Consider the following 23,109-nt stretch of genomic DNA (forward strand, 5'->3'; position numbering starts at 1 on the left):
TTTATGACATTGCAATGGGTGTCTGCGTAATTTAAGTTAAATGAACTGTATTTTGGCAACCATTGAGCTATTAAATAGCAATGATTTGATTTGTGACATGAACGGTTAAGATTGTGACGTAGTCTTAATCTTTAAGAAAATCAGCTTTAGTGATGTTCGAGTGTTAATGAATTGCGTCGATTACGACAAAAAAAAATTAATGAGACACCCAATGTAATCATTGTCATACCTTTCAAAAATTTTATGACATTGCAATGGGTGTCTGCGTAATTTAAGTTAAATGAACTGTATTTTGGCAACCATTAAGGTAGTGAATAGCAGTGATTTGAATTGTGACACGAACGGTTAATATTGAGACACAGTCTTAGTCTTTAAGAAAATCTGCTTTAGTGATGTTTGAGTGTTAATTAGTTGCGTCGGTTACGACAATAAAGAGGGGGGAAATTAGCTACAGCAAGCATAAGTATTCCTTATTTCACTGTAGCAATTTTTGTAGCCCTAAACTCTTTAAAACATAAAAAATGCTTTAAAATCAATAAGTCGGAGTTGGCCGATAAGCCGGGTTCTGTCGAGGGCAATCATTCATCTAGGCCAGCAATCACTCACTGGCTCAAGCAACACACCCGATCCCAAGCGCGGGCCGCGCCATATGAGATCCTATTTGGTCTTGCTCCGGGTGGAGTTTACCTTGCCACACACTGTTGCCAGCGGCGCGGTGCGCTCTTACCGCACCCTTTCACCCTTACCGATTGGTTACGAATAACCAACAGGCGGTCTCCTCTCTGCTGCACTTGTCGTCGGCTTGCGCCGCCCAGGCATTACCTGGCACCCTGCCCTATGGAGCCCGGACTTTCCTCCCCTTATCAACACACGAATGCCCGATAAGCGACGATTGCCTGGCCAACTCCGGTCGCGGATTCTACGCAGGTTGCCAAGCTAAAACAAATATAATTAATACAATGATTGAGCATAGCTTTTTTGCTTAGCTGACAACTAACAGAACCGTTGTTTAATTCTACATTAATTAAGGAATTAGGATGGGTGTCTGCGTAAATGGCCTAACTACTTAATTGCTTTACATAGCTTAAATAGCAGCAAAGTCTGAGCTCAGAACCACGCCTTGCGCTGCGTAAGAAGCTTTCCCCTTGCTAAGCACGCGAGTCAAGCAAACAGTTAGTAGTGCTCACCTTATATCGACGACTTAGTTGATCAAATTTGTTATTGTAAGCGTATAACAACTTCAAAATATGCTCTATCTACAAACCGATCTAAATAGCGTTCCACTTAGGAGGCGCAAAGAATCTTTATAAGGGACGTTAATGATAAACAACATAAAGCCAAAACTCAGGATGGCGTTTCTTTTACTCATCACCTGTGCATTTCAGTTGTCAGCCCAACAACGCGGTGAAAGCCCCCCAGCTAATGTAATTGTCAGTCCCATCCAATTCGAAAATGATAGAGAGCGTGTTCAGTCGGTTGGCACTGCTGAAGCTATTTATTCTGTAGTGCTTTTCCCTGCAGTGGCTGACCGTGTAATAGAGGTGTTATTTGCCCCAGGCGATCGCGTCGAAAAAAACCAAATATTAGTGCACTTAGACGACCGTCGTCAGCGAGTTGCCTTAGAACGCGGGCAAATCGTTCTTGATGACGCTAAACGCACCGTCACACGCTTAAAGGAAAGTAGAGCCTCAGGTGCTGTGCCTCAAAATGAATTAGATGATGCCATTACTCTCTACAACTTAAGCAAAGTAGCCGTGCAAGAGGCTGAAGTTGAGTTACAAGATCGAGTGGTACGCGCTCCCTTTGCAGGCGTTGTCGGCTTTACCGATGTTGAAGTAGGCGACCGGATCACTGTTCAAACCCCAATAACCACCTTAGATAATCGCACAGAATTATTTGTTAATTTTACTGCGCCTGAAATTGCCCTGCCCATGCTCAGTGGCAAACCTACATTAACCTTGCGGCCGTGGCTAAGTGCCCAAACCCCAGTTGACGCTGTGATTAGTCAGGTTGATTCGCGTATTGATATAGCCAGTCGTTCATTTAGAGTACGGGCCTTATTAGACAACAAAGAAGATAAGTTTCGCCCCGGCATGAGTTTCCGAGTTGAGCTACTGCTCGAAGGCCAACGTTTTGCGTCTATTCCTGAAGTAGCATTGATGTGGGATGCGGTTGGAGCCTATGTTTGGGTAGTTGAACAACAAAAAGCGCAGCGGATCGATGTAGCAATAAAGCAGCGTTTGGCGGGTCGAATATTAGTAGACGGCAAACTAACCGAAGGCCAGCTACTTATTGCCGAAGGGATCCAGCGCTTGCGTTCAGGCCAAGCAGTCACTTACCAACCAGCTAACTAAGGGCACATTATGAAACTCAATATGCAATTACTTAGCAACGACTTACCCTCTTTGTCGATTCGTCGACCGATTCTAATTATTGTATTGAATCTGCTAGTCATGATCGCGGGGCTTGCCGCGATTAATGCCATAGAAGTGCGTGAATTACCCGATGTTGACCGTCCAGTGCTAACGGTTCGTGCAGTGCTGCCGGGTGGCTCGCCAGAAACAATCGATACTGAAATCACCAGCCGCCTCGAAGGTGCGGTCGCAAGAGTCAGTGGGGTAAAATCCATACGCGCGCAAAGTGAAGAAAATAGTTCACGCATTGTGGTGGAGTTTCGCCCCGGTATTGATCTAGATGATGCCGCCAATGAAACACGTGAATCAGTCAGCCGAGTTCAACGTGAGCTACCTGATGACGTAGAACAGGTTTCGGTAATAAAAGCTGATAATGACGCTGAATCGGTGGTAAGCCTCGCTATTTCGAGCAGTGAACTTGATTTAGAAAGCATGACCGAGCGTGTAGATAAAGACTTAGCCCCGCTATTTTTAAGTATTCCTGGGGTTGCCGACGTGCGTTTAAATGGTGACCGACAACGGGTACTGAGGGTAATGCTCGACCCATTGCGTTTAACCAGTTACGGCTTGACCGTATCCCAAGTGGCCAGTGTTTTGCGCCAAGCCCCTTTTGATGTGCCAGCCGGTAGCTTTCGCTCCACCGATCATCAGTTGATCGTGCGAGCCGATGCCACCTCGGTAACAGCACAACAAGTCAAAGATATCATTATCGACGGCGACACTCGAATTGGTGATGTGGCTGACGTATATTTCGGTCCTGCCGATGGTCGTAACTTGGTGCGCTTAAACGGCGTGCCGGTCATTGGCTTAGAGATCATTCGTCAAGCACGCTCTAATACCATCGAAATTTCTGATGAAGTTCTGGCTTTAGTGGCGACTTTAGATGAACGTTTTTCTGATTTAAAAATTCAGGTTACCTCTGATGATGCCGAGTTTATTCGTGGCTCGGTCTCAGAGGTTTTAACGTCTTTATTGCTCACAATACTGCTAGTTGTGGCTACCTTGTGGGTATTTATTGGCTCGTGGCGTGCCACCATAGTGCCCGCGTTATCTATCCCCGTATCGTTAATTGGGGTATTGGCCGTTATTTGGGCATTAGGTTTTTCCATCAATATTCTTACTTTATTGGCCTTAGTATTAGCTACTGGTCTAATTGTAGACGATGCCATTGTGGTATCCGAGAATATTCAACGACGCCGCACAATGGGCTTAGGTAGCAGAGCTGCAGCGGTAATTGGTACCCGTGAAGTGTTTTTTGCGGTACTGGCCACCACGGCCGTGTTGGCGGCAGTTTTTGTACCTATCGCTTTTTTACCCTCTACTGCGGGCAGGTTATTTCGTGAATTTGGAGGCGTATTAGCCGGTGCGGTGATTATTTCTTCTTTTGTCGCCTTGTCTTTGGTACCAGCGTTAACGGCTAAATTGTCCAATCGTGATAAAAACAAAAAACATATTTTTGCCGCCTTAGGCAACACTCTACTTAAAGGCTACGAAATAGCGCTTAAATGGAGTTTAAATCACGCTTGGTTAGTGTTTTTTATCAGCTTACTATCTGCTTCAGGTGCCGCCAGTTTGTACTGGCAATTAGAAAACCAGCTATTGCCCAGTGAAGACCGTGGTTTAATCAGGGTATTTGCACGCGGCCCCGACGGCGTGGGTCTTAATTTTATGGATCGCCAAGCCCAACAAATGGAAGACATTCTGCAACCATTTGTTGATAGCGGTGAAATGGATTCAATCTATACCGTAGTAGGCCAGTGGGACCCCAATATTGTTTCTATAACCGCACCACTCAAAGATTGGTCACAGCGTAGCCAAAGCCAGCAGGAGATCATTGAGCAGATACGCGGACCATTAGGCAATATACCCGGAGCACCCGGGCGTGCTTTTGGCACCAATAGCTTGAGTTTACGGGGCCAAGGCGGGGGCTTAGAAATCGCCCTTACGGGCCAAACTTATGCACAGATTTTTGCCGCCGCGGTGGCTTTTTCAAATCAATTAGAGGCTGAATACCCTGAGTTTGGAAAACCAAATATTTCTTACCAGCCCACTCAACCTCAATTGCGCGTAGAAATTGACCGCCAACGGGCCGAAGAACTGGACGTTCCGCTCAACGATATTGCCACTACCCTGCGCGCAGCCATTAATGGTGACGACGTGGCCGACTTAAACGTGGGCGATCAAGCCGTACCCATAATATTGCAGGCAAATCGTGCGGCTATTAGTGACCCATCTGATTTGGCAAACTTATATGTGGGGTCACAAGGCGGCACTTTAGTGCCCTTGTCTAGCTTGGCTACTATTCGCGAAGAAGGCGTTGCTGCGGAGTTAGAACGTCATGCTCAGCGCCGCGCCATTGAGATTGATTTAGAGCTACCCGAAAAAATGCCCATCGATGTTGCAGTTGGTATCATTAACCAAATGGCGGAAGATGTGCTGCCCGACAACGTCGGTATTGTCTTTTTAGGCGAAGCGCTCGCCTATGAAGAAACTGCCCGAGAAGTCACTCTCACTTATGTTTTGGCTTTTGTTATTGTCCTGCTAGTACTTGCCGCACAATTTGAAAGCATCAACAGTGCAGTAGTCGTGATGTTAACTGTACCCTTTGGTATTGCAGCAGCATTATTTGCCCTGTATTTAACCAATACCAGCATCAATATCTATTCGCAAATCGGCTTAGTCATGCTGATCGGTCTACTCGCCAAAAACTCGATTTTACTGGTGGAGTTTGCTGACCAATTGCGCGACAAGGGCTTGAGCGTGCGTGAAGCAGTAGAAAAAGCCGCTTTAATTCGCCTGAGACCCATCACCATGACCTTAGTATCGACTTTATTGGGTGGTTTACCCCTCATACTCTCAAGTGGTGCAGGAGCTGAAGCACGCAACGCTATTGGCTGGGTAGTATTTGGTGGCCTTGGTTTTGCCGTATTATTTACGCTGTTTTTGACGCCGGTATTATATTTGGCCTTAGCTCGCCTAGTTAAGCCTCGAGCAGATGAAAGTGAACGCTTAGAAAAAGAAATGCAGCAAGTAGAAACGTTAGACCATTAGCCAAATAAGGGGCTCGGTTTTCTGATATGACTGTATTGCCCATCGATCATTGGTCGGTACCACGCATATTGAGTTGCTGATAAGCTTGCATCGCATTATGCAAAAAGTACCTTCTATGGCATAACTTGTAGAGCGTGTCGCCCATTTACTTCGGTCTTTGTTGACGATGCCTGCACCTGTTCTAGAATTAATTGAGACAGTCATTTTAAATAGGTGTTTCAAAAAACCAGTTAATAAAGACAGCCATTGTAAAATAGGCATTTCAAAAATCCGCTAAATATCCAATTTTTTCATTAGAGATACGCAAACTTTATTAACTAAGCAGCCAAATACTTTGGGTATTAACACGAAGATAAACAACAAAACTGTAAATGTCTGTTTTTTGCAAATCGCAGGCAGCCTTCTGGGCTAACAGTCTCTTGATGCTAGCTAGTTATTGCTTAATGAGATTTATGCTTTTTTAAATAAGGCCTTTGCTTTGCCCATACCTCGTATTCGTTGATGCTGGGTACACCTTTTATATTGTTGCATCATATTTTCGCTGCCAACGGCAGTGCTGAAGTGCTTTTCAAACTCTGTAGTCAAGGTAAGCCATTGTTCAGTATTAATACCGAGTCGCTCTAAAATAGGATGTTGATGACTATCTATGTGACCAGTTTTATCTTCTCGAATACAGCGACCTGTACAATCCACTAGCTCACAATAATCAACAAGGCTATAAGCAATGCCTTTAGGCATATTATGTCGATGGTTACCGACAAAACGCATCAGGTTGCGGGGTTGCCTACCCTTAAGTAGTGTTTGAATACGCTTTTTAATGCTGGTGTGATTGGAGGTTTCAGGCGCACTGCTTATCTTTGCCCTGATAGGGTTTAAGTCAACATAAGCCATGCACGCCAACACTGCACTTTCATCTAATAAGGCTTGGGACTTGAATCTGCCCTCCCAAAATCTGCCGGTACATTCGTCTTCTTTATTTGCCTCTCTGGCAATGTATTCATTCAGATTACGCATAAACCAACTGATGCTATATAAGCGCTGACGATAAACGTCAACCGTTTCATATAATGTAAGTAATTCACTCTCGCTTAGCTTATCGCCGTTAATATATTTTTGGCTTATTAATGTGCCTTTATGTAAACGATGCCAACACTCAAGCACTTCATTCATTGACCAACTTTGTGCTTGCTTTTTGTCCACATGTAACACCACATGAGTATGGTTACTCATCACAGCATAAGCCGCGATATCAATAGAAAAAACAGAAGATAAAAATAACAAGCGCTTTTCTACCCAGCCACGCCGATGCTCATAACTTTGGCCTGTGATTATATCTTGGCCACACAAAAATGAACGACGAACACATCGGGAAACACAGTGGTAATAAGGAGTAGCAATAAGGCTGATTTGGCTTTTTCGAGACTGAGGCATAACAGACCATCCGTGGTTATGTTTAGTCTTTAAAGCTTAGTTCAGATTGGAAATTTTTCAATTTAAAGATGGGTGTCTCATTAAAGGGGACTCTTTGGGTAATGGCTTTGCGCTTATCTTGCCTTACAGTTTGATGGAGTGCAGATTTCTGCTTGTCGCTATTCACTTTTTGTTCGCTGCTAAATAACACCCCTTACCAGCAACGCCTACAACAGACTAATAGTTTGCGCGCAGTTAATAACATACCTACGGAGCAAACTACTGAATTTTGGTGCGGTGTCTAAAAAGGTAAAAAGTTAAACGAGTAGTCGAGTAAAGTGAGGCTGACGTTTTGTTGGCCAAAATTGATGAGTTTAATTCTGGCAATCAAATCGTTCTCCAAATCGGGGGAATCTAATTCGCTTATAAGCAATTTAACATCCGATACACTGCCATCTGGTTCAATTTGAATATTGACGGTTAGCTTACCTTGCAAACTTGCATCAGAGCGCAAGGCGCGACGATAAATGGCATAAATACCGCCCTTATTGGCGTCTAATACCTGACGAATAGATTCAGTACTGCGGTTGCCTACTACTGTGTCTTCATTACTGGCTTGTTGGGCAGCTAAGGAGGCTAAACCTTCATTAGGGGCGACGTATTCAGTATTTTTACGTTCTGCTAATTCACCTTTTGAGCCTGTGTCAGTGCTCAGTTGTGTAGTATCAACACCGCCACTTGCACCACTGACTTTTTTACCCACAAATTTTCGTTGAGTTTCGTCACTGGTACCGGCGCCTTTAATACTATCGGTATTGGCTAAATTATTAATACTGGGCGTTTCACGCATGCTGGCCAAATCATCTTGTAAGGCTAACAACCCACTTTGTTTGGCTTTTTGTTTGGCTTGCTCGGTTAATTCAGCCTGTGTTGGCACTTTAACCTTAGGCGGTTCAATTTTTTTAACTTCTTTAGGTTTCTCAACCTTAGGAGGGGGTGGTTTCTTTTCTGGCAGTGGCTTTTCTGGCACTGGTTTTTCTGGCTCAGGAATAGGTTTAGGTTCAACAATAGGTTTAGGTGGCTCTACTTTTACCGGTTTAATTAAACGGGTTAGTTGCGGCGGTATTTTCTCTTTTTCTTCACGGGGTTTGTCTGGCAATTCTTGCCATTTCACTAATGCCGCCAATATTAAGGTTAAGACTAAAATCAGCCCACACATTTGCTTAAAACGTCTATCCTCTGTCGCGCTTGATGACCACGGTAATACCGAAATAAAGGGATTCTGTGGCAGACTTTTACGCTGCTCGGTGGCTAAGGCAACATTCATGCTTGACCACCGTTAGCATTGGCTACAGTTGCAGTTTGGCTTTTTTGTTCAATACTTTCTACCGCTAAGGAGATATTGGTAAAACCGGCCTGAGCACAAGTTTGCATTATGCGTTTTAACAAGGCGTAAGGAATACTTTTGTCACCCATAATGGTGATGGCTCTATCAACCGGCTCACCGTTTTCATCCACTAAGACATTGCTCGACTTGGTGATTTGATAGGCTAACTCAGTGCTCAATTCAACGATTTGTTCTTCTTCACGAGCCATAATGGCGGCTACGTCCACCAATTTACGACCTTGTAAAATCAACTCATTATTGTTGATCATCAATACCAAGGTTTCTTTTGCCGCTTGTTTTGCGCTGGACTGCGGTAATTCAACACTTTTACTGTTTTGTAGCACTTGCACATCAGAGGCATTTAACATCAAGAAAAACACCAAAATGGTAAAAATATCCATTAAGGAAACCAAGCTCAGTTTTGAGTCTTTAGCCATTCTTTGGTGATGACGGGCCATACGCATAGCTCTGGCAGATTTTTTCATATTATTATCCTAGTCTGCACATATTAATTAATGCCGCCAGGAATGGCTGGTGCTGGCGTTTCATCAAATACGCGACCATCGATTGGTGCATCACCCAGTGATATTTCAGGAAACAACTCTGCTTCAACCACACTAGCAATCACCACATCGGGATAGGAACGGGTAGTATCCATTAATGCCACGATAGCTTGATAAGGAATGTCTTCTTCTAGCAGCAAGGTGGCGGCTTTTTTATCAATATCTTGACTCAAAAGGTTTTGTTTGACCTGTTTCAAGGTGTTTTGCAACCCAGCATAGTCATAGCCTTGGTCAATCAAAGGCAGGTCTTTTACTAAGTAACCTTGTGGGTAATACACGGCGATGTTGTTGGCTCGAACCACAATTTCTAAGCGCTGATCTTTGATATCAATAGGCATTTCACTGGCGTCACCTAATTCAGGTAAGGTCAAATCAAGTACCGTAATACGTGAAAAAACCATCATCATCAATAACACTGGCACCAGTACTATCATCAAGTTCATAAACGAGGTGATATCGAGTTCGGCATCAGGTTTTTTGGCCCCTCGCCCTCTGCTAGTTCTTGCCATAAGTCTCTCCCGCTACTTGACTTTATTCAGAGCGATCAGATTGACGAGACTGGGTATTCAATTCGTGACGAGCAATCAATAAATTCAAACACTTCACCCCAGCCATTTCCATGCTGTCGATTATTTCGGTGGTTTTAGTTTGTAGGACGGAATGAAACGCTAGCAGTGGAATAGCGGCAATCAAGCCAAAGGCGGTGGTATTCATCGCTACTGATATGCTTTGTGACAAAAGGCTGGCTTTTTCTGAAGGATCGGCGGTAGCGACCGCTGAAAACGCAGCAATCAAACCAATGATAGTACCTAGTAAGCCTAACAATGTTGAGATATTGGCCAAAGTAGCTAGATAGGCAGTACGTTTTTCTAAGCGAGGAGTGGTTTCCATCAAACCTTCTTCCATGGCGTATTCAATATCTTCGCGACGTTGACTGTGATTTAAGCGCGCCATACCTGCACCAATAATACGACTAATCGGCGCGGTATCGGTGCTAGCAAAGCTTAGCACTCCGGCATAGTTATTTTTATTAAGCATGGGTTCCATCTGAGCAAAAGCTTTTTTATTCACCCGTTTGGCCACACTTAGAAAAAAGAAACGTTCAATAGCAATGGCTAAACCCAAAGCTAATACAATGGCGATGGGGAACATAAAAGCTCCACCTTCTTGAAAAAACCGCACGATTACGTCAAACATGTCTATTTAAAACTCCCAGAGTAAATATAACTGCACTATACCGAAATTTACGCCATCTTAGGTATCTGATTAGGGATCTAAGTTTTGGCTCGAATAACTAACATTTTGTTGTTGGTTGAGCGCTTGCAATTGCCGACTAAACTCATCGCGCTCTAAGGCTACAAACTTAAGATTAATTCTTTGTAATATCGGACTGGGCAAAGCTTGCTTAACAGTGGGCGCCTGCCACGGTACGATAGTTAACACCTTTGGTTGTTCTTGATTCCCCCGAATGGTGTCTTCTAATTGAATCACCTGTTGTTGGGCGGCGGCATTAACCGCGGAAAAAAGTATAATAATAGATAACATTAAACGTTTCATTACAGCTCTCCTTTCAGTGAACCCGATATGGCATTGTCTGCTTTTTCTCGACTTTGAACCTGTCGTTCAAGATCAGCAATCCAGCCAACTACCTGCCGTTCCGGTTTAGCCAGTAGGGCTTGATACACCGAATAATCTTCTAAGGCTTGGCTCTTATTACCTAAGTACAAATCATGTAATATGCCGCGATTCAAACGCGCTTGAGCAAAGGCTGGCCAACTTTCTAAGGCCAAATTGTAGTGTTGTAAGGCTAAATTAAACTGGCCTTGCTGACGATACAATAAGGCTAAGCGATTATGCGCAATATAGTTTAACTTGTTAGCACTCAATGCCTGCTGCACATAATCCATAGCTTGCTGCTGCTCACCTTGTAACTGCGCGATATCGGCTAATTGCACCCATACACCAGATAAGTTCGCATATTGTTGGGATAAGTTAACATAGAGCCTATTTGCTTCCCTTAGCTTTTGTTGTTTTATCAGGGCAATACCTTGTTCAAATTGGCTTTGCACAACAGGGGGTATAACAAACGTTGTCCCTTGTGTTAAATACTGATTGGGCAGGGCTTGCAATTCAGTGGCTTTTTGTTGCCAAGGATCGCGATTTTCGGTCAATTCAACACTGCTTTTCAACGTCGGCGTTTGAGTGGCGAGCTTGTCATCTGTTGTCTTTTGTTGATTAAAACTGCTACAAGCACTAAGCAAAAATCCACTTAGTATGATGACTATAAAATTAGACTTAAAAAATTTCATTGCTGACCTCAACTCCTTGCTCAACTTTACGATAGCGTGCTGGCATCAATGTTTCTAAGGCTAACAAACTTTGTTGAATCCACGTATCAAAGTTACCTTGCCACATACGCTGAGCGTTGGTTTCATGCAAGGTAATCGCCTGCTCTTCAAAGGGAAAGGCTTGTTCTTCGAGCAAGAGTTCATATTGTTCTAACTCTAAGACGCTCAGATTATTCGGTTTACTTGAGCTCATTAAGTCTTTGGCCAGTTGATGATAGATATCAGCCAAATAAAAATTAGCCGCGGTAACGTAATCCGCCACCTTATAATCTAGTACCTGATTAAACGCTTGCAGAGCAGAGTTCTGCGCCGCTTTTTTGCGGGCTAAACTCTTTTTCAGCGGTAGGCTTAGTTTAATTTGTTTAAAGCGAGTCAACTTATCCTGGGCAAAAACCAAGGAACTCATCGCGGCTAAATAACGTGAGCGGTCAGAGCGGCCAATTGCTGGGTCGGCGGCAGCTTGTTGATCGGCGTCAAGCAACTTTTGTAACCAAAAACGACGCTTGGCATCATCGTTTTCCTCACGGTACATTTCACTTAAAATAAAACGCGCTTCATTGGCCTCAGCTAAGGGCAAAGGAAAGGCGTGGGCATAATCGCGATACGCTTCTAACGCCGACTGAGTTTGGCCAATTTTATTAAAATATTGCGCTGCCACATAGAGGGCTTGGCGGCCTTCTTCGCTTTGCGGTGAGGCCTTCCACAAGTCCATTAGCTTGTTAGCGGCGGGCTGCCAATCTTCGTTTTGCTGGTAAGCAAAAATAAGTTTATCGTCAATATTTTGCGCCAAGGGGTGTGCGGCAAATCGCTGTTTAAAGTCTTCCAGTAAGCCAATTGCTTGCTGCCATTGCTGCATTTCCAGTAAATAGTTAGCAGCATCATACTGAGCCGTGATCCTGATACTGGTTTGCGGTGTCACCGCTAATACCCGTAAGAAGTCATTGACCGCTAATGGCAGGTAGTTCTGTTGAATATTCAGTTCACCCTGTTTATATATACTTGCTGCTAGCTTTTCTTGAATATCGGCCTTGCTTGGATCAGTGTTGGCTAAACCTAATACAATATGTTGATAAGACGACTCGGCAGCAGCGTAATCTTGTATGGCGAATTGACTATGGGCAATAACCAGAAGGCTAGCACTATTTTGTGCTGCTGAAATACTGGGTTGCCATGTTAATAGCTGTTGCGCATTTTCAATCGCCAATAAATAACGCTCTAAACTAAAACGTTGTTGCATAGAAATATATAATACGTCTGAGGCACGCACATCATCGCTAAACGTCGCCACAAAATTATCTTGGCTGATAAGTTGTTTATCTAACCATTGCTCTTGACTCAGCGGACTGTTTTCATCACCCACTAACTGTATTTGCCGATACGCGAGGATCGCTGCATACCCTGCTTCTGCAGCTTTAGGAAAAGTTTGGGTGTCGTAAGCATAATTTTCAAAGGTGGTAATAGCCTGTGCATATTGCTCAGCAGAAAATAAAGCTTCTGCCAAACTAAAGCGTATTTGCGGGCTGAGAGGGTCGGCATAGAATGTTTGAATAAATTCTTGATACCAAGCAGCAGCCAATAAATACGCAGCCTTAGCATCAGCTTTAACACTAGTGGCAGAGACTTCAGTTTTGGCCTTGGCACTGGCCCCTACTTCTGGTTGTTTAGCTTGACCCAGTTCAGTACTTTTTGCGCTTAACAACTGTGCGCGGTTGTGCTCATAATTGGCCAATTCTTGCAAATACTGGTTTAAATAAGGTGCGACTCGTTCTTGTTGCAATACACCCCACGCCGTCCAATACTGCCCTGTAATACCATAACGTTGCACAAACAATTGTTTAGCCGGTAAAACCAAAGAAGGGAATTTACCCAAGATATAGGCATCAATTTCTTTGACAGCAAATGTCGGTGCTTGAAAATGGTCTGCGTTAACGATACTAAACCGCTGATAAACTTGGGCGCTATCTCGAAAACGACCTTGATTTAAATACAGCTGAGCAAGTTGGTCGTACAATACATATTCATAGTGCCGTGGCCCTACTCGCTCGAAATGATCAACGATGCTGTCTGCCCGATTTTCATATTGGCTTTCTTGATATGAAAATAACAAACTCATGATGCGTAAGGTATCGTTAACTAAACGTTTTTCACCGGAGCCCAGAGCCTCTATTTGCGCTTGACTGTCTACTTGCCTCATCATTGGCTGAGCAATAATGTCATTCGGTAAACTATTATCGAGCAAGCTTGTAAAAGCCACTAAGGCTTGGCTATTTTGATTTTGTTTAAAATAGCTCCAACCCAGCATATAAGCCGAGGTAGCGTAATAAGCACTTTGCGAGCCTTGGTCTAAAACGCGCTGATACGCCGTTACCGCTTGCACATATTGCTTGCGGTTAAATTCTATTTCGCCTAGACGAAAATACACTTCCGCTAGATAAGGATTAGCCGGAAAGGCTCGTAATAACTGCTGCAAGATGGCATAACTTTGCTCTAACTGGCCCTGTTGCTCATGTGCCTTAGCCAATTGATAAAGTACTTCCATATTTTCGTTTTTAGCGGGCTGAGCCACCAGCAAATCTTGATATTGTTTAACCGCTGATTGCAGAATATTCTCGCCATTAGCACTTACGGCTAAGCCAGACTCGAGCTGTTTTTCAGCTAGTACTGCGGTTAAATCTGCCAAACGATATTGCACAATTCTAAGAGTTTCAGGGTCTTGTACCCGCGGCAGTAAATTAGCGTACTCTTGACGTAATTGCTGCAAGCTCGGTTCAGGCAATAACTGATTGTCCAAAGGCAGAGGCGCAAAATAGGTTTCACCCAATGATTGTGATGATATCTGTGGTTTGGGTTTAACCTCCACAATGGGCTCGAATATGCTACACGCACTCAAGGCTAAACAGAGTAATGTACTGGATACAACCATCGCCAAAGATGGGCTAGAACTTACTCTTTTCATGGTGTTTGCACCTCATCTACAGTCGGCGCTAACTGCGGTGGACGGCCTATATCTATAGCTGGTATCTGTGTGCCCTGAGCTTGATTTTGTTGCAAGGCTTGGTCATTTAATCTCACCATCGCCAATTGGGCTTGCAGGATATAGTCATTGACCTTGCCCTGCTGTTGGTCGATGAGCTGGGTTAACTCTTGGTTTAACTTTTTGACTAAACTTTTTTGTAATCCTTGATTCTTTTGTAGCTGTCGATCAATTCGCACAGCGATTGACGCCACTTGTTGACGTTGCGTTGCATAATCAGGGCGGCCTTGCAATTCAATCAATAATTGCTTTTGTTGCTGATTGGCTTTGTCGAGTAATTGATCAAGTTCAGCTAGGGCCTTTTGTGCTTGACGACGATTGTCAGGATAAGCTTCACTGGCCAACCAGACTAAAGTGCCCTTGATGCGCTTTAAACGCTCGGCATATTCGGCTTTAAGGGCGGGTTGTTGCAATTGCGCCTTGAGGGTTTCGATTTTTTGCAGGCGCTGTTGAGCCTGATCTAATCGCTCTACCCATTGTTGATATTGTGCTGCCATTAGTGCTTCAGCATCACCTTGCTGTTCGGCCATAATCATTGTTTGTGCTAATGCATCACGTTGTTCAACCAGAGCAGGTAACTGTGCAAAAATTTGGTTTTGCAACATCACTTGGGCCCGCTGTAACTTTTGCTGTTCGCGTTCATCTAACATTAGTTCGTAATATGCCATTCGCTGTTGCCAATCAGTTAAGCGCAATTCAAGTGTTTGGGTTTGTTGTAGCGCCGCTAAGTAATGACGAAATTCATTACTAACGCCTAGTTGATTCACCAACAGTTTTAGAGCCCCATCTTGGTCGACATTGGCAGTAGAGCTTATCAACGCGGGCTGACTAGATTCAAAATCTTGTGCTAATTGCAGTAAAAAACCAGGCTGACTAACCTGCTGACGTGTCTCACTCAGTTCAACTAAAGCCTGCTCAAAACGATTAAGACCGGTCTTTAAAATAGCCACCGACTGACGCGGGGCATAAGCTTTTTCATAGGCGTAGGCAGAGGCAAGATAGGCTTCTAAGGTGTATTCAGAAAAATGAGTTTGTTGAATTAGGCTTTGCCAAATACCGAGCGCATTTTGCAACTCATCACTTTTGGCTGCAGCCCAGCCATAACCCAATACCGCGGCTTCGCCATCCAGACCTTCACGACGAATTTGCGAAAATACCCGATAAGCTTGTTGGGGTTGGTCTTGTTGGAGTAATACATATGCCAAGGTTAATTTGGCCCTATCCAGCACACCATAAATTTCTTGTTGATGCGCTACCTCTTGTTCCTCACTGGTCAAACTTGATTCGGATATTAAAGGGCTAAACCAACTATTCACAAATTGACTAAAACCCTGCTTGGGTTTATCAATTAACGCCTTTAATTGGCCAATGGCAAGTTGCATATCGCCACTTTGTAGGGTGGCGAGAGCCTGATTATATTTTAAATAATAATGATAAATTGAATCTGCCGATAAGGCCTCTTGCCAATAGTTTTGCTCACTCTCTGCGTCTTGAACATTGCCCTGTTCTGTAATCATATCAGGGTGCAGGCTACGTAACTGCGCTTGCAGATAAATCCACTGATCATGGCTTTGCACGTCTAAATAGTCACCGGCTTGGGCCTCATTGATTTGCCCAAACGACCTTGAGGCTTTTTGCCACTGTTCTTGGCGGTAGTAGGTTAAGCCCAATAAAAACCAAGCTTGAGTGCGCTTTTCAGCTGAATCATAATCAACCAGTAAGCGTTGAAAAATCTCTGCAGCTTGGTCTTCAATTCCGAAAGACAGACTTAAGGCACCTTTCAGTAATTCAGGCTCTATATCTTGCTTGCGTAGATAATCTGGAATGTTTTTTAAACCTTGTGGATAGCGCTGCTCTAACAATGAAAATTGACTCAATGCAGCTAATACATCGCCCTGAAAATAAGCATAGAGTGCCTGCTGATAGTATTTTTCAAGCATCACTTTTTGCTCGGAAGGCGCATCGTTATCAATGCGGTCAGCGGCTATCACTGGCAAGGTTAAACAACAACTCAACAATATTACGCCACCTCTCAGGCCCACAAAGCTAGACAACAGCCGTGCACCAAGCGGGTAAAAACAGTCCAGTAAAAGCTTAAATTTTGCGACTTGAGCAAGCATTTTAGAGTTCAATTACGCTAAATTCTGGTTGTTGACTGGCACTAGAGTCGACGATGCGCAACTCTAACAATTTGGCATCAGCAGACTTAGTAAAGACCAAGCTGGTCGCGCGAGTGTATTCGCGTTCATGCGGCCCTTTGCCAATAAAAAAGGCACTAATTTCATGCTCTCCTTGGGCAAGATTAGCTAAATGCAGTTTTTGCACGCCGCCTTTGACTAAGGCCTCTTGTTGTTTTTCGGTATATAAATAGTGGGTCACCGTTTTTCCATCTAGTTTGACTTCAACCGAATCCAAATCAAAATAAGTGCCAACATCCATAGCTAAATAAACCACCAGTTGGGTACTTGAAGGAAACAACAAGTCTTCCTCTAAAACAAACAAGTCGCGGTTTAAGGCAATCACTTCTTTTTTGAGCGCTTGCAACTGCTCCTGCACACTCAAGGTTTGGCTTGTATCATCGTTTTGTTGGGCCTTGACGCCCTGACTCGCTAATAAGACACCGAGAGCCAAGAGCACTAATAAGTTGCGCACCATGCTTGATAAACCGGGGTACCAAGTGTGTGCCGTCTGCATGGCGTTTTTTGCGGCTTGTTTGATTGTCATAAAAAGGGCACCTGAGTCCGTCATGATTAATAAAAAATCGACACGTATAAACGTGTGATATTGGCAGAAAATTGATAGAAAGGTTCGTCACCTACCGGCGCGTCTGTGAGTACATTACGAAAATCATCATAGTTGAACTTCACATGGTCAAAATCGAGGTTGATACTGCTTTTTTTCAGCCAGTTAGCCGCTGAAAACCTAAATTCATAACTGACACTGAGCCCCAAGGCTATATTAGAAAAAGTACTCATTTCTTTGTCGCGCGCGCGAAAGTTAAATTCTTCACTGCGTTGATATAAATCTTGATAAAAGTCTGCCTTGTCTTGTTGGTAAAAACGGCTGCGCAGTTCAACTATCCATTCATCACCAAAGGTATGGATATAACCCATTTTATAAGTATTGGCATCAATACCCCAGGTATCGCTAAAGACCTTTGCTTCGGCATAAATCGACGCACGATAAGGCAGATAATAATTTGCCGTTATGGCGGCGGCATTGCTAGTGCGGGTATTCGGATAGACTTCTGTTTCAAAACGATAGCCCTTGGCACTGCCTTCGTCTAAAAAGCGTACCGCTCGATAAGGATTATTTAAGTAACCTTGATCAGCAATATTTTCAAAGCTTAAGCCGAGGATCATGTTTTTAGTTATTACTTGGGTAAGCCCTAGGCGATAATTTTGCCGCTCGGCTTCTTCTAAAAAGGTATCGTCGCCTCGCTTGCCTACTTCGTCATTGCCTCGCGCATAACCAAGACTCAAGGTCGTTAAATCACCAAAAAAATCTTGGGATAAACCAAAAGATACTGACTTAGCCTCAAAATCATTTTCAGAACTGGTGGTATAACTTAGATTCATCAGGGTTTTATTATGTAAATAATCCACGCCAACACTTTGTTCGGTACGCTCTTCTTCATACTGACTAGCTGTCGCTAGTACGTCAATAGATGCACCAGATATAGTGTCAACGTAGTAGTTAGCGGTTACTGACACATTACTACCGATGTTTTTTCGCAGTAGAATTGAAGGCCCGTCAATCGACATGCCGCCGCCTTGGTAAGAATGGTACATAGCATCAGAACGCTCTTGCGGTAACACCGCAGCAAAAAGCATTGAGCTTGACCACAGGCTCAGCAGTAAAGCCGCCGGCCACCGAACATTGACTATTTTAGTTACAACCACAACCGCCTCCTGCTCCGCCTTCAGCCCCTCTTGCTCCTTCGCGAGCTTGAAAAGCATGATGGGTATAGCTCATAGCAACCGGATTTCGATTCATGCTCATAATCGGGTCAGCTAGGTTTTCGCGTTCGTAAGGTTGTACCCAAGGTTCAATTGAGGCACATCCCGCAGCAAAGATAACGATCATTAACACAGTGACAAAACGTAAAAACATCTGAGCTAAGTAGGATTGAACTTTCATGGTGGACCTATTCTCTTAACAAGGTTTTAATGATGTGCTCGTATTTGGCCACATCGCCACTTTTATAACCTTTATGCAATAAACGCTGATTGCCATCTCTATCAACAATCACGGTAGTGGGCATAGCACTCACATCATACAATTTGCTGACCACTGCATCGGGATCGAATAACACAGGAAAAGTGACCGGTATATCACTGAGTAATACTTCTGCTTTGGCCGGTGTTTTATCAACATTGACCGCCAATATAGTAAAACCTAGGTCGGCATAATCTTGCTGCAAGGCCTCAAGCAGGGGTAATTCTTCACGGCAAGGGCCACACCAAGAAGCCCAGAAATTGATTAAAACCACACTGCCCCTTTGTTCTTGTAAACGCACATTACCATCACTTTTACTGGCTAAGGTGAAGTCCGGCGCAGGGCTTAGTTTGTCACCTGCAAAAACTAAGTTTTGCGTGGTTAATATTAAGCCAACTAACAAGGTGGCTATGCCTGACTTAATGACGAAGGACTTACTTGAATGACTAACTGCTTTCATAATGAGTTCTCTTAGTGCTGTTGTGCGTATTAAAAAAAGAAGGTGGCGCCAAGACCATATTGAATATTATGCGTGGTTTTCTCTTGGCCAATTAATTCACTGTTAAATAGGTGATCCTTAAGTTCTACTCGAAGTGAAAAATAGTCGGTTAATAACACCCGATAGCCTGCTCCTAAGCTCAGGGTAAAACGTTGATCGCCTCCAAATTTGGTACTGCCAGCACCCACGGTAAAAAAGGCCGCGGAATTAATCACAAAACTGTCGGTAATGAAGGTTTCGCCATTGAGGTTGTAACCTAAACCCAAGTTGAAATAACGATAGTTGCGTTCGTCGTCGGTGAGCAAGGGTGCACCGCCACTCAAAATCTCAAAGCTAGTTTGCCCGGCAGTCGCTTGTTCATAAGCAGCCTCTACAAAAAAATCTTCATTAATGTGGTAAGCCAATCGACCACCCACAATGGCACTGCTAGAAAAATCTTCAATACTAATTACACCCGCCACAATACCGATTTCAAAATTTTCAGTATCAATGTTCGCTTCCGTTATTTCGCGGCGCTGTGGCTGAGGTTCAATAACGTCAGCTTCTTGCGCCCAAACAGGGCTGGCAAGTAAAACTGCCAATGGGATTAAAAAAAGACTGCGAAACCTAGTTGCCATTGTGCCAATTCCTCGTTGGTATCTCGGTCGGTTTTGACCAATAAACTGTTATATTCTAGTTTGAGCAAAAATTTTTGTGTTAAGTAATAGCGTAAACCCACACCCGCAGAGATAACGTTATTACTGCGTTTTTCGTCACCGCTTTGCACCAAGCCTCCTTTTGGCTTAGTCCAAATTTTTCCGGCACTAAGCACAAAATAAGGTGCCAGTCGCCATTCTGGAAAGGCGTTATGGCTAATGTTAAGCATGGCCAATTGATTCTCGGAATAATTGCCTACGGCTTGGCTAATATTAAGCCCCAAAGCAATATTTTCGCTGGCCATCCAGTTGGCCAATAAACTGACACTGGGTACCCCCTCAAATGAGCCTGCCATGGCGCCAAATTCAAATTGTCGCTGTGCAAAACTCTCAAATGAGCCATCAGACAGCTTCACCGCCTGCGCCTTGCTATCGAGAGTTAAATGCAGATCTGCTTGGCTAATCCAGCCTTGTTTACCTTGCTCGTTTTGCACCTTGAACCACGTTGTACGTCTTTTCAATATGCTCAGCCATTGGCCTTGTGCTGCCACCGCAATAACAGGGTAGCCACCTGCTGGCCCAGAGTGCATATTAACAAAGGCCTCTTTAACCATTACCTCAGCTTCTTCTGCGCTGTATGCAGGGCATGTTAGACTTATCAAGCTTAACCAGAGCAGGTAAGTTGCAATTTTTTTAAGCCTATTCAAGCCATATCCTTGTATCTGTAGCAGCATTAATTTAGCGGCGCCGCAAAGGGATTATTGTAATATTGTCCACCAATATCTAACCATTCTGCAATAAGCTTTAACTCTGCAGGACTAAGCCAACCATTGTGACTACCATTGGTATTAAAGGGCAAGAAAAAACGTGAGCTCGCACGTGCACCATTGGGTGACATGGTGTTAGTAACGGCAACGGTGGTCAATATTGGAATAGGCTGGCCGAATTCGTCTAGAATCAATTCTCCCTGATCGTCTAGTGCAAAAACCGGCTGACCATTTGCGTCGGTTGCGATGACTAAACGATCGATCAACAAACCCTCAACCACTTCCTGCTCATTATCGCCAAACATTAATTCGCGGTAACTAGTGAGATGGTCTGGATTATCGCTTGAGACTGTGCCGCTTAAATCCAGTTGGGCCGCCGGTACTTGGGCGAGGTCAAACTCATCGCTTGGCGCATGACACCGAGTGCAACGGTGCTCGTCTAACTGGCTTAGGCCATCTTCGGCTAGTACAGGACGGGCTAATTCAAATACCCCTTGAATGTGCTGTGGATAATTTATTTGAATACGACACAAAGACGTCCAATTAGTCGCACAACTGGGTGTAATCGGAATGGCCGTATTCATATCACCGTAAGCGAAACGGCTGCTATCAGCCGGAGTTTGTAAAGTAGGATCAGTCCAAACATCGCTAAATTGAATATCGTTATTGGGATAAAACACACCGTTAATGCGACCCGCAGTTTGCGCCATCGTATCGCCAAAATCAGCAAACAAGGCCGGATTAGTATTGGGAAAAGGTGAACCTGTGCTGGCGGCTCCCATGTTAATACTGCCGGCTTCAGCATCAAACCGGCCGTGAGCTGCCGTGCTGCTTTGTGTATGACAGCCATTGCAGCTGCGCACTTCACCTGGTGCAAATTGCAGCCAATTTTGATGACGCTCGCTAATACGTTTACCTTGACTGTCGAGGATACTAAAGGCCAACGGAACATTGGCGGGCACGGTAAATAACGCTGACCCATCGGGTTCAATTGGCGTATAACCAATGATTTCGCGCATCAATTGACCGCTACTGCGCCCAAAAGCCGAGTTACTAAAATCCCGAGTATTGTCATCCGGTTGAGACACCGCCTTAACAATGCGCAAATAGCGTGCGGGTCTGTCAGCTACTGGGGTTTGTGTTGGGTCAGCTAAGACACTAATACCTTGAGGCGAGGCATCGATACCGGCAAAATCATAAACACTGCGAATATGCACTTGAGCCAGTTCAGCTAGAGCTAGTTCGGCATCAAAATTTTCGCTTTGTTGGGCATTGCCCGGAAAACTACGAGCTTGCATAGCAAGTGCTTCGGTATACATACTCTGCTCTTGTGGAACACCGATAACCAATTGCGTATTGTCATCAGGGTTATACATCCACAAGCCATATAGCAGAGGTGCCGCTTGTATATCAGGAGTTTCAAGTAGTGCAGTAGTACAGGGAATGATCGCTCGTGCCTGTCCTTCGACCACTTCAGCATTAGGATCATATACACGGCACTGGCTCCAACTAAATAGTATGCGCCCACTATCATCCCACAAAGGATAAACGGAAGAAAAACGCCCACCCGCCGATAAATCTCCGTCGATAACAATGTTATTAAACAGCGCAGCTGTTTCTGCAGTGTCACCTGCATTTGTACCGCTAACAGGAGTTTGGCGGTCGATATATTGTTGTATATTAATTTCAACAAACTCGCCGCCCCATTGGCTTATAGTCATCGGACGTAAGGCACTGAGTATATTGCCATTGGGCAACTCTCGCAGTTGGGAATATTGCAAACTTTGGCTTGAACGTTCACTGCTGTGACTGTGCCGACCATAGACAATTTCTAACTCACTACCATCAGCGTTCATCTGATAAAGATTAAAACTATTGTTGTTACCCGCGTTGTCCCAGCGACTAAATAAGATCTTGCCTGAACTCAACACGGTAGGGTCAAGGTCGTGGCTTTGATTAAATGAAATTTGCTTGATGTCACTCCCGTCAGGATTGATTACATGCAGCACAGAAGCGGTTTGATTACGCCGTTCATCAAGTGCTTGGTATTGCGGTTTATCTTCATCCAGCAAAATCGCTTGATTGGCTTGCTGGCGGGTTGAGCTAAACACTATGCGGCCATCAGCCAAATAAACTGGCGCGGTATCTTGGCCTGCCTCAGCTAGGGCATCATTACCTATTACTCGTTGTAAGCTGTCATTGGTTATGCTGTATTGCCATAAGTTCCAAGTGGGTTGTTCGTCGTCATCCGCGCCTTCTATTTCAGGTGCGCGCATGGCAAAAATGAGAGTTCTCCCATCGTAGGAGACTTCCAAATCTTTTACATCGTAGTCAGCTAGTGGATTTTCAGGACTGGCCGCGGCAATTTGATCCGCACTGAAAAATGCTTGATCGCTTATATTCCGTTCGCTGGCACTCGCAGCGGCCCGGACTTTGATATATAGGCCTGCGCCGGGCACAAATTCATTAATAAGGCGCATATCTTGAGTGATTAGATTACCATTTTCATCCAAGGGCAAAACACGCTTAATAAAGGCGATAGGCACATCAACCACAACCGGATCAGGCTCTTGGTCGTTGGGTAGTACCTTATCTCCACCACAGCCAAACATGCCACTGACTATCACTAGACTGAGCAGGGCTTTGCTTAATGAAAAATAAGGATTCAACATATTTACTCGCGCCTTGTGTCCTGTTGCTTACATTATGGATGGAGCTGAAACACTGCTTAGCTTAACAACGATGATGACGAACTAAAACTGTCGTTAAGCTGCAACAAATAG

18 protein-coding genes and 1 other RNA gene are annotated in these 23,109 nt (G+C 44.2%); 2 read left to right on the plus strand and 17 right to left on the minus strand.

The features are described from left to right. Nucleotides 1–538: 538 nt before the first annotated feature. An RNA gene (rnpB, locus tag ABKW31_RS08145) (RNase P RNA component class A) lies at nt 539–908 on the minus strand. A gap of 411 nt (nt 909–1,319) precedes the next feature. On the opposite strand from rnpB, the gene ABKW31_RS08150 reads away from it, so the two are divergent. Together ABKW31_RS08150 and ABKW31_RS08155 are read left to right on the plus strand one after the other, a co-directional pair. Then, the gene (locus ABKW31_RS08150) at nt 1,320–2,354 is read left to right on the plus strand and encodes an efflux RND transporter periplasmic adaptor subunit (RefSeq protein ID WP_348615827.1); all 1,035 of its coding nucleotides are present in this window, start codon (nt 1,320–1,322) and stop codon (nt 2,352–2,354) included. A gap of 9 nt (nt 2,355–2,363) precedes the next feature. After that, nucleotides 2,364–5,465, plus strand: a complete 3,102-nt coding sequence (locus ABKW31_RS08155; RefSeq protein WP_348615828.1) for an efflux RND transporter permease subunit — start codon at nt 2,364–2,366, stop codon at nt 5,463–5,465. Between the two features lie 450 nt (nt 5,466–5,915). On the opposite strand, the gene ABKW31_RS08160 is transcribed toward ABKW31_RS08155, so the two are convergent. From ABKW31_RS08160 to ABKW31_RS08235, 16 genes are all read right to left on the minus strand, one after another. Next, nucleotides 5,916–6,896 (minus strand): transposase, encoded by a 981-nt coding sequence (locus tag ABKW31_RS08160; protein WP_348615829.1) that lies wholly within the window; start codon nt 6,894–6,896, stop codon nt 5,916–5,918. 280 nt (nt 6,897–7,176) lie between these two features. Next, on the minus strand, nt 7,177–8,202 hold the full coding sequence (locus ABKW31_RS08165) for an AgmX/PglI C-terminal domain-containing protein (RefSeq protein ID WP_348615830.1): 1,026 nt from the start codon (nt 8,200–8,202) through the stop codon (nt 7,177–7,179). Next, nucleotides 8,199–8,747: a biopolymer transporter ExbD gene (locus ABKW31_RS08170; protein ID WP_348615831.1), complete on the minus strand. Its 549-nt coding sequence runs from the start codon at nt 8,745–8,747 to the stop codon at nt 8,199–8,201. Before ABKW31_RS08170 ends, ABKW31_RS08165 begins: the two co-directional genes overlap by 4 nt. Before the next feature lie 23 nt (nt 8,748–8,770). Then, a complete protein-coding gene (locus ABKW31_RS08175; protein WP_348615832.1) occupies nt 8,771–9,334 on the minus strand; it encodes a biopolymer transporter ExbD in 564 nt (187 codons plus the stop codon). A gap of 22 nt (nt 9,335–9,356) precedes the next feature. After that, nucleotides 9,357–10,028: a MotA/TolQ/ExbB proton channel family protein gene (locus tag ABKW31_RS08180; RefSeq protein WP_348616031.1), complete on the minus strand. Its 672-nt coding sequence runs from the start codon at nt 10,026–10,028 to the stop codon at nt 9,357–9,359. A 63-nt stretch (nt 10,029–10,091) separates the two neighbouring features. Beyond that, nucleotides 10,092–10,382, minus strand: a complete 291-nt coding sequence (locus ABKW31_RS08185) for a hypothetical protein (protein ID WP_348615833.1) — start codon at nt 10,380–10,382, stop codon at nt 10,092–10,094. Next, nucleotides 10,382–11,134, minus strand: coding sequence for a hypothetical protein (locus ABKW31_RS08190; RefSeq protein WP_348615834.1), 753 nt, complete (start codon nt 11,132–11,134; stop codon nt 10,382–10,384). The genes ABKW31_RS08185 and ABKW31_RS08190 overlap by 1 nt, the downstream gene beginning before the upstream one ends. Further along, nucleotides 11,121–14,129 (minus strand): tetratricopeptide repeat protein, encoded by a 3,009-nt coding sequence (locus ABKW31_RS08195; protein WP_348615835.1) that lies wholly within the window; start codon nt 14,127–14,129, stop codon nt 11,121–11,123. The genes ABKW31_RS08190 and ABKW31_RS08195 overlap by 14 nt, the downstream gene beginning before the upstream one ends. Next, on the minus strand, nt 14,126–16,261 hold the full coding sequence (locus ABKW31_RS08200) for a hypothetical protein (protein ID WP_348615836.1): 2,136 nt from the start codon (nt 16,259–16,261) through the stop codon (nt 14,126–14,128). The genes ABKW31_RS08195 and ABKW31_RS08200 overlap by 4 nt, the downstream gene beginning before the upstream one ends. A gap of 67 nt (nt 16,262–16,328) precedes the next feature. Next, nucleotides 16,329–16,931: a hypothetical protein gene (locus ABKW31_RS08205; protein WP_348615837.1), complete on the minus strand. Its 603-nt coding sequence runs from the start codon at nt 16,929–16,931 to the stop codon at nt 16,329–16,331. A 26-nt stretch (nt 16,932–16,957) separates the two neighbouring features. Continuing rightward, nucleotides 16,958–18,109 (minus strand): DUF3570 domain-containing protein, encoded by a 1,152-nt coding sequence (locus ABKW31_RS08210; RefSeq protein ID WP_348615838.1) that lies wholly within the window; start codon nt 18,107–18,109, stop codon nt 16,958–16,960. Further along, nucleotides 18,096–18,347 (minus strand): DUF4266 domain-containing protein, encoded by a 252-nt coding sequence (locus tag ABKW31_RS08215; protein WP_348615839.1) that lies wholly within the window; start codon nt 18,345–18,347, stop codon nt 18,096–18,098. Before ABKW31_RS08215 ends, ABKW31_RS08210 begins: the two co-directional genes overlap by 14 nt. 7 nt (nt 18,348–18,354) lie before the next feature. Further along, entirely contained in the window at nt 18,355–18,885 is a 531-nt protein-coding gene (locus ABKW31_RS08220) for a TlpA disulfide reductase family protein (RefSeq protein WP_348615840.1), read from the minus strand. A gap of 29 nt (nt 18,886–18,914) precedes the next feature. Then, complete coding sequence (locus tag ABKW31_RS08225) at nt 18,915–19,541, minus strand: outer membrane beta-barrel domain-containing protein (protein WP_348615841.1); 627 nt, start codon at nt 19,539–19,541, stop codon at nt 18,915–18,917. Then, nucleotides 19,511–20,266 (minus strand): SH3 domain-containing protein, encoded by a 756-nt coding sequence (locus ABKW31_RS08230; protein WP_348615842.1) that lies wholly within the window; start codon nt 20,264–20,266, stop codon nt 19,511–19,513. Before ABKW31_RS08230 ends, ABKW31_RS08225 begins: the two co-directional genes overlap by 31 nt. A 26-nt stretch (nt 20,267–20,292) precedes the next feature. After that, nucleotides 20,293–22,998 (minus strand): hypothetical protein, encoded by a 2,706-nt coding sequence (locus ABKW31_RS08235; RefSeq protein WP_348615843.1) that lies wholly within the window; start codon nt 22,996–22,998, stop codon nt 20,293–20,295. Nucleotides 22,999–23,109 lie beyond the last annotated feature (111 nt).

This window comes from Paraglaciecola sp. 25GB23A (assembly GCF_040012495.1).
Lineage (GTDB): Bacteria > Pseudomonadota > Gammaproteobacteria > Enterobacterales > Alteromonadaceae > Paraglaciecola.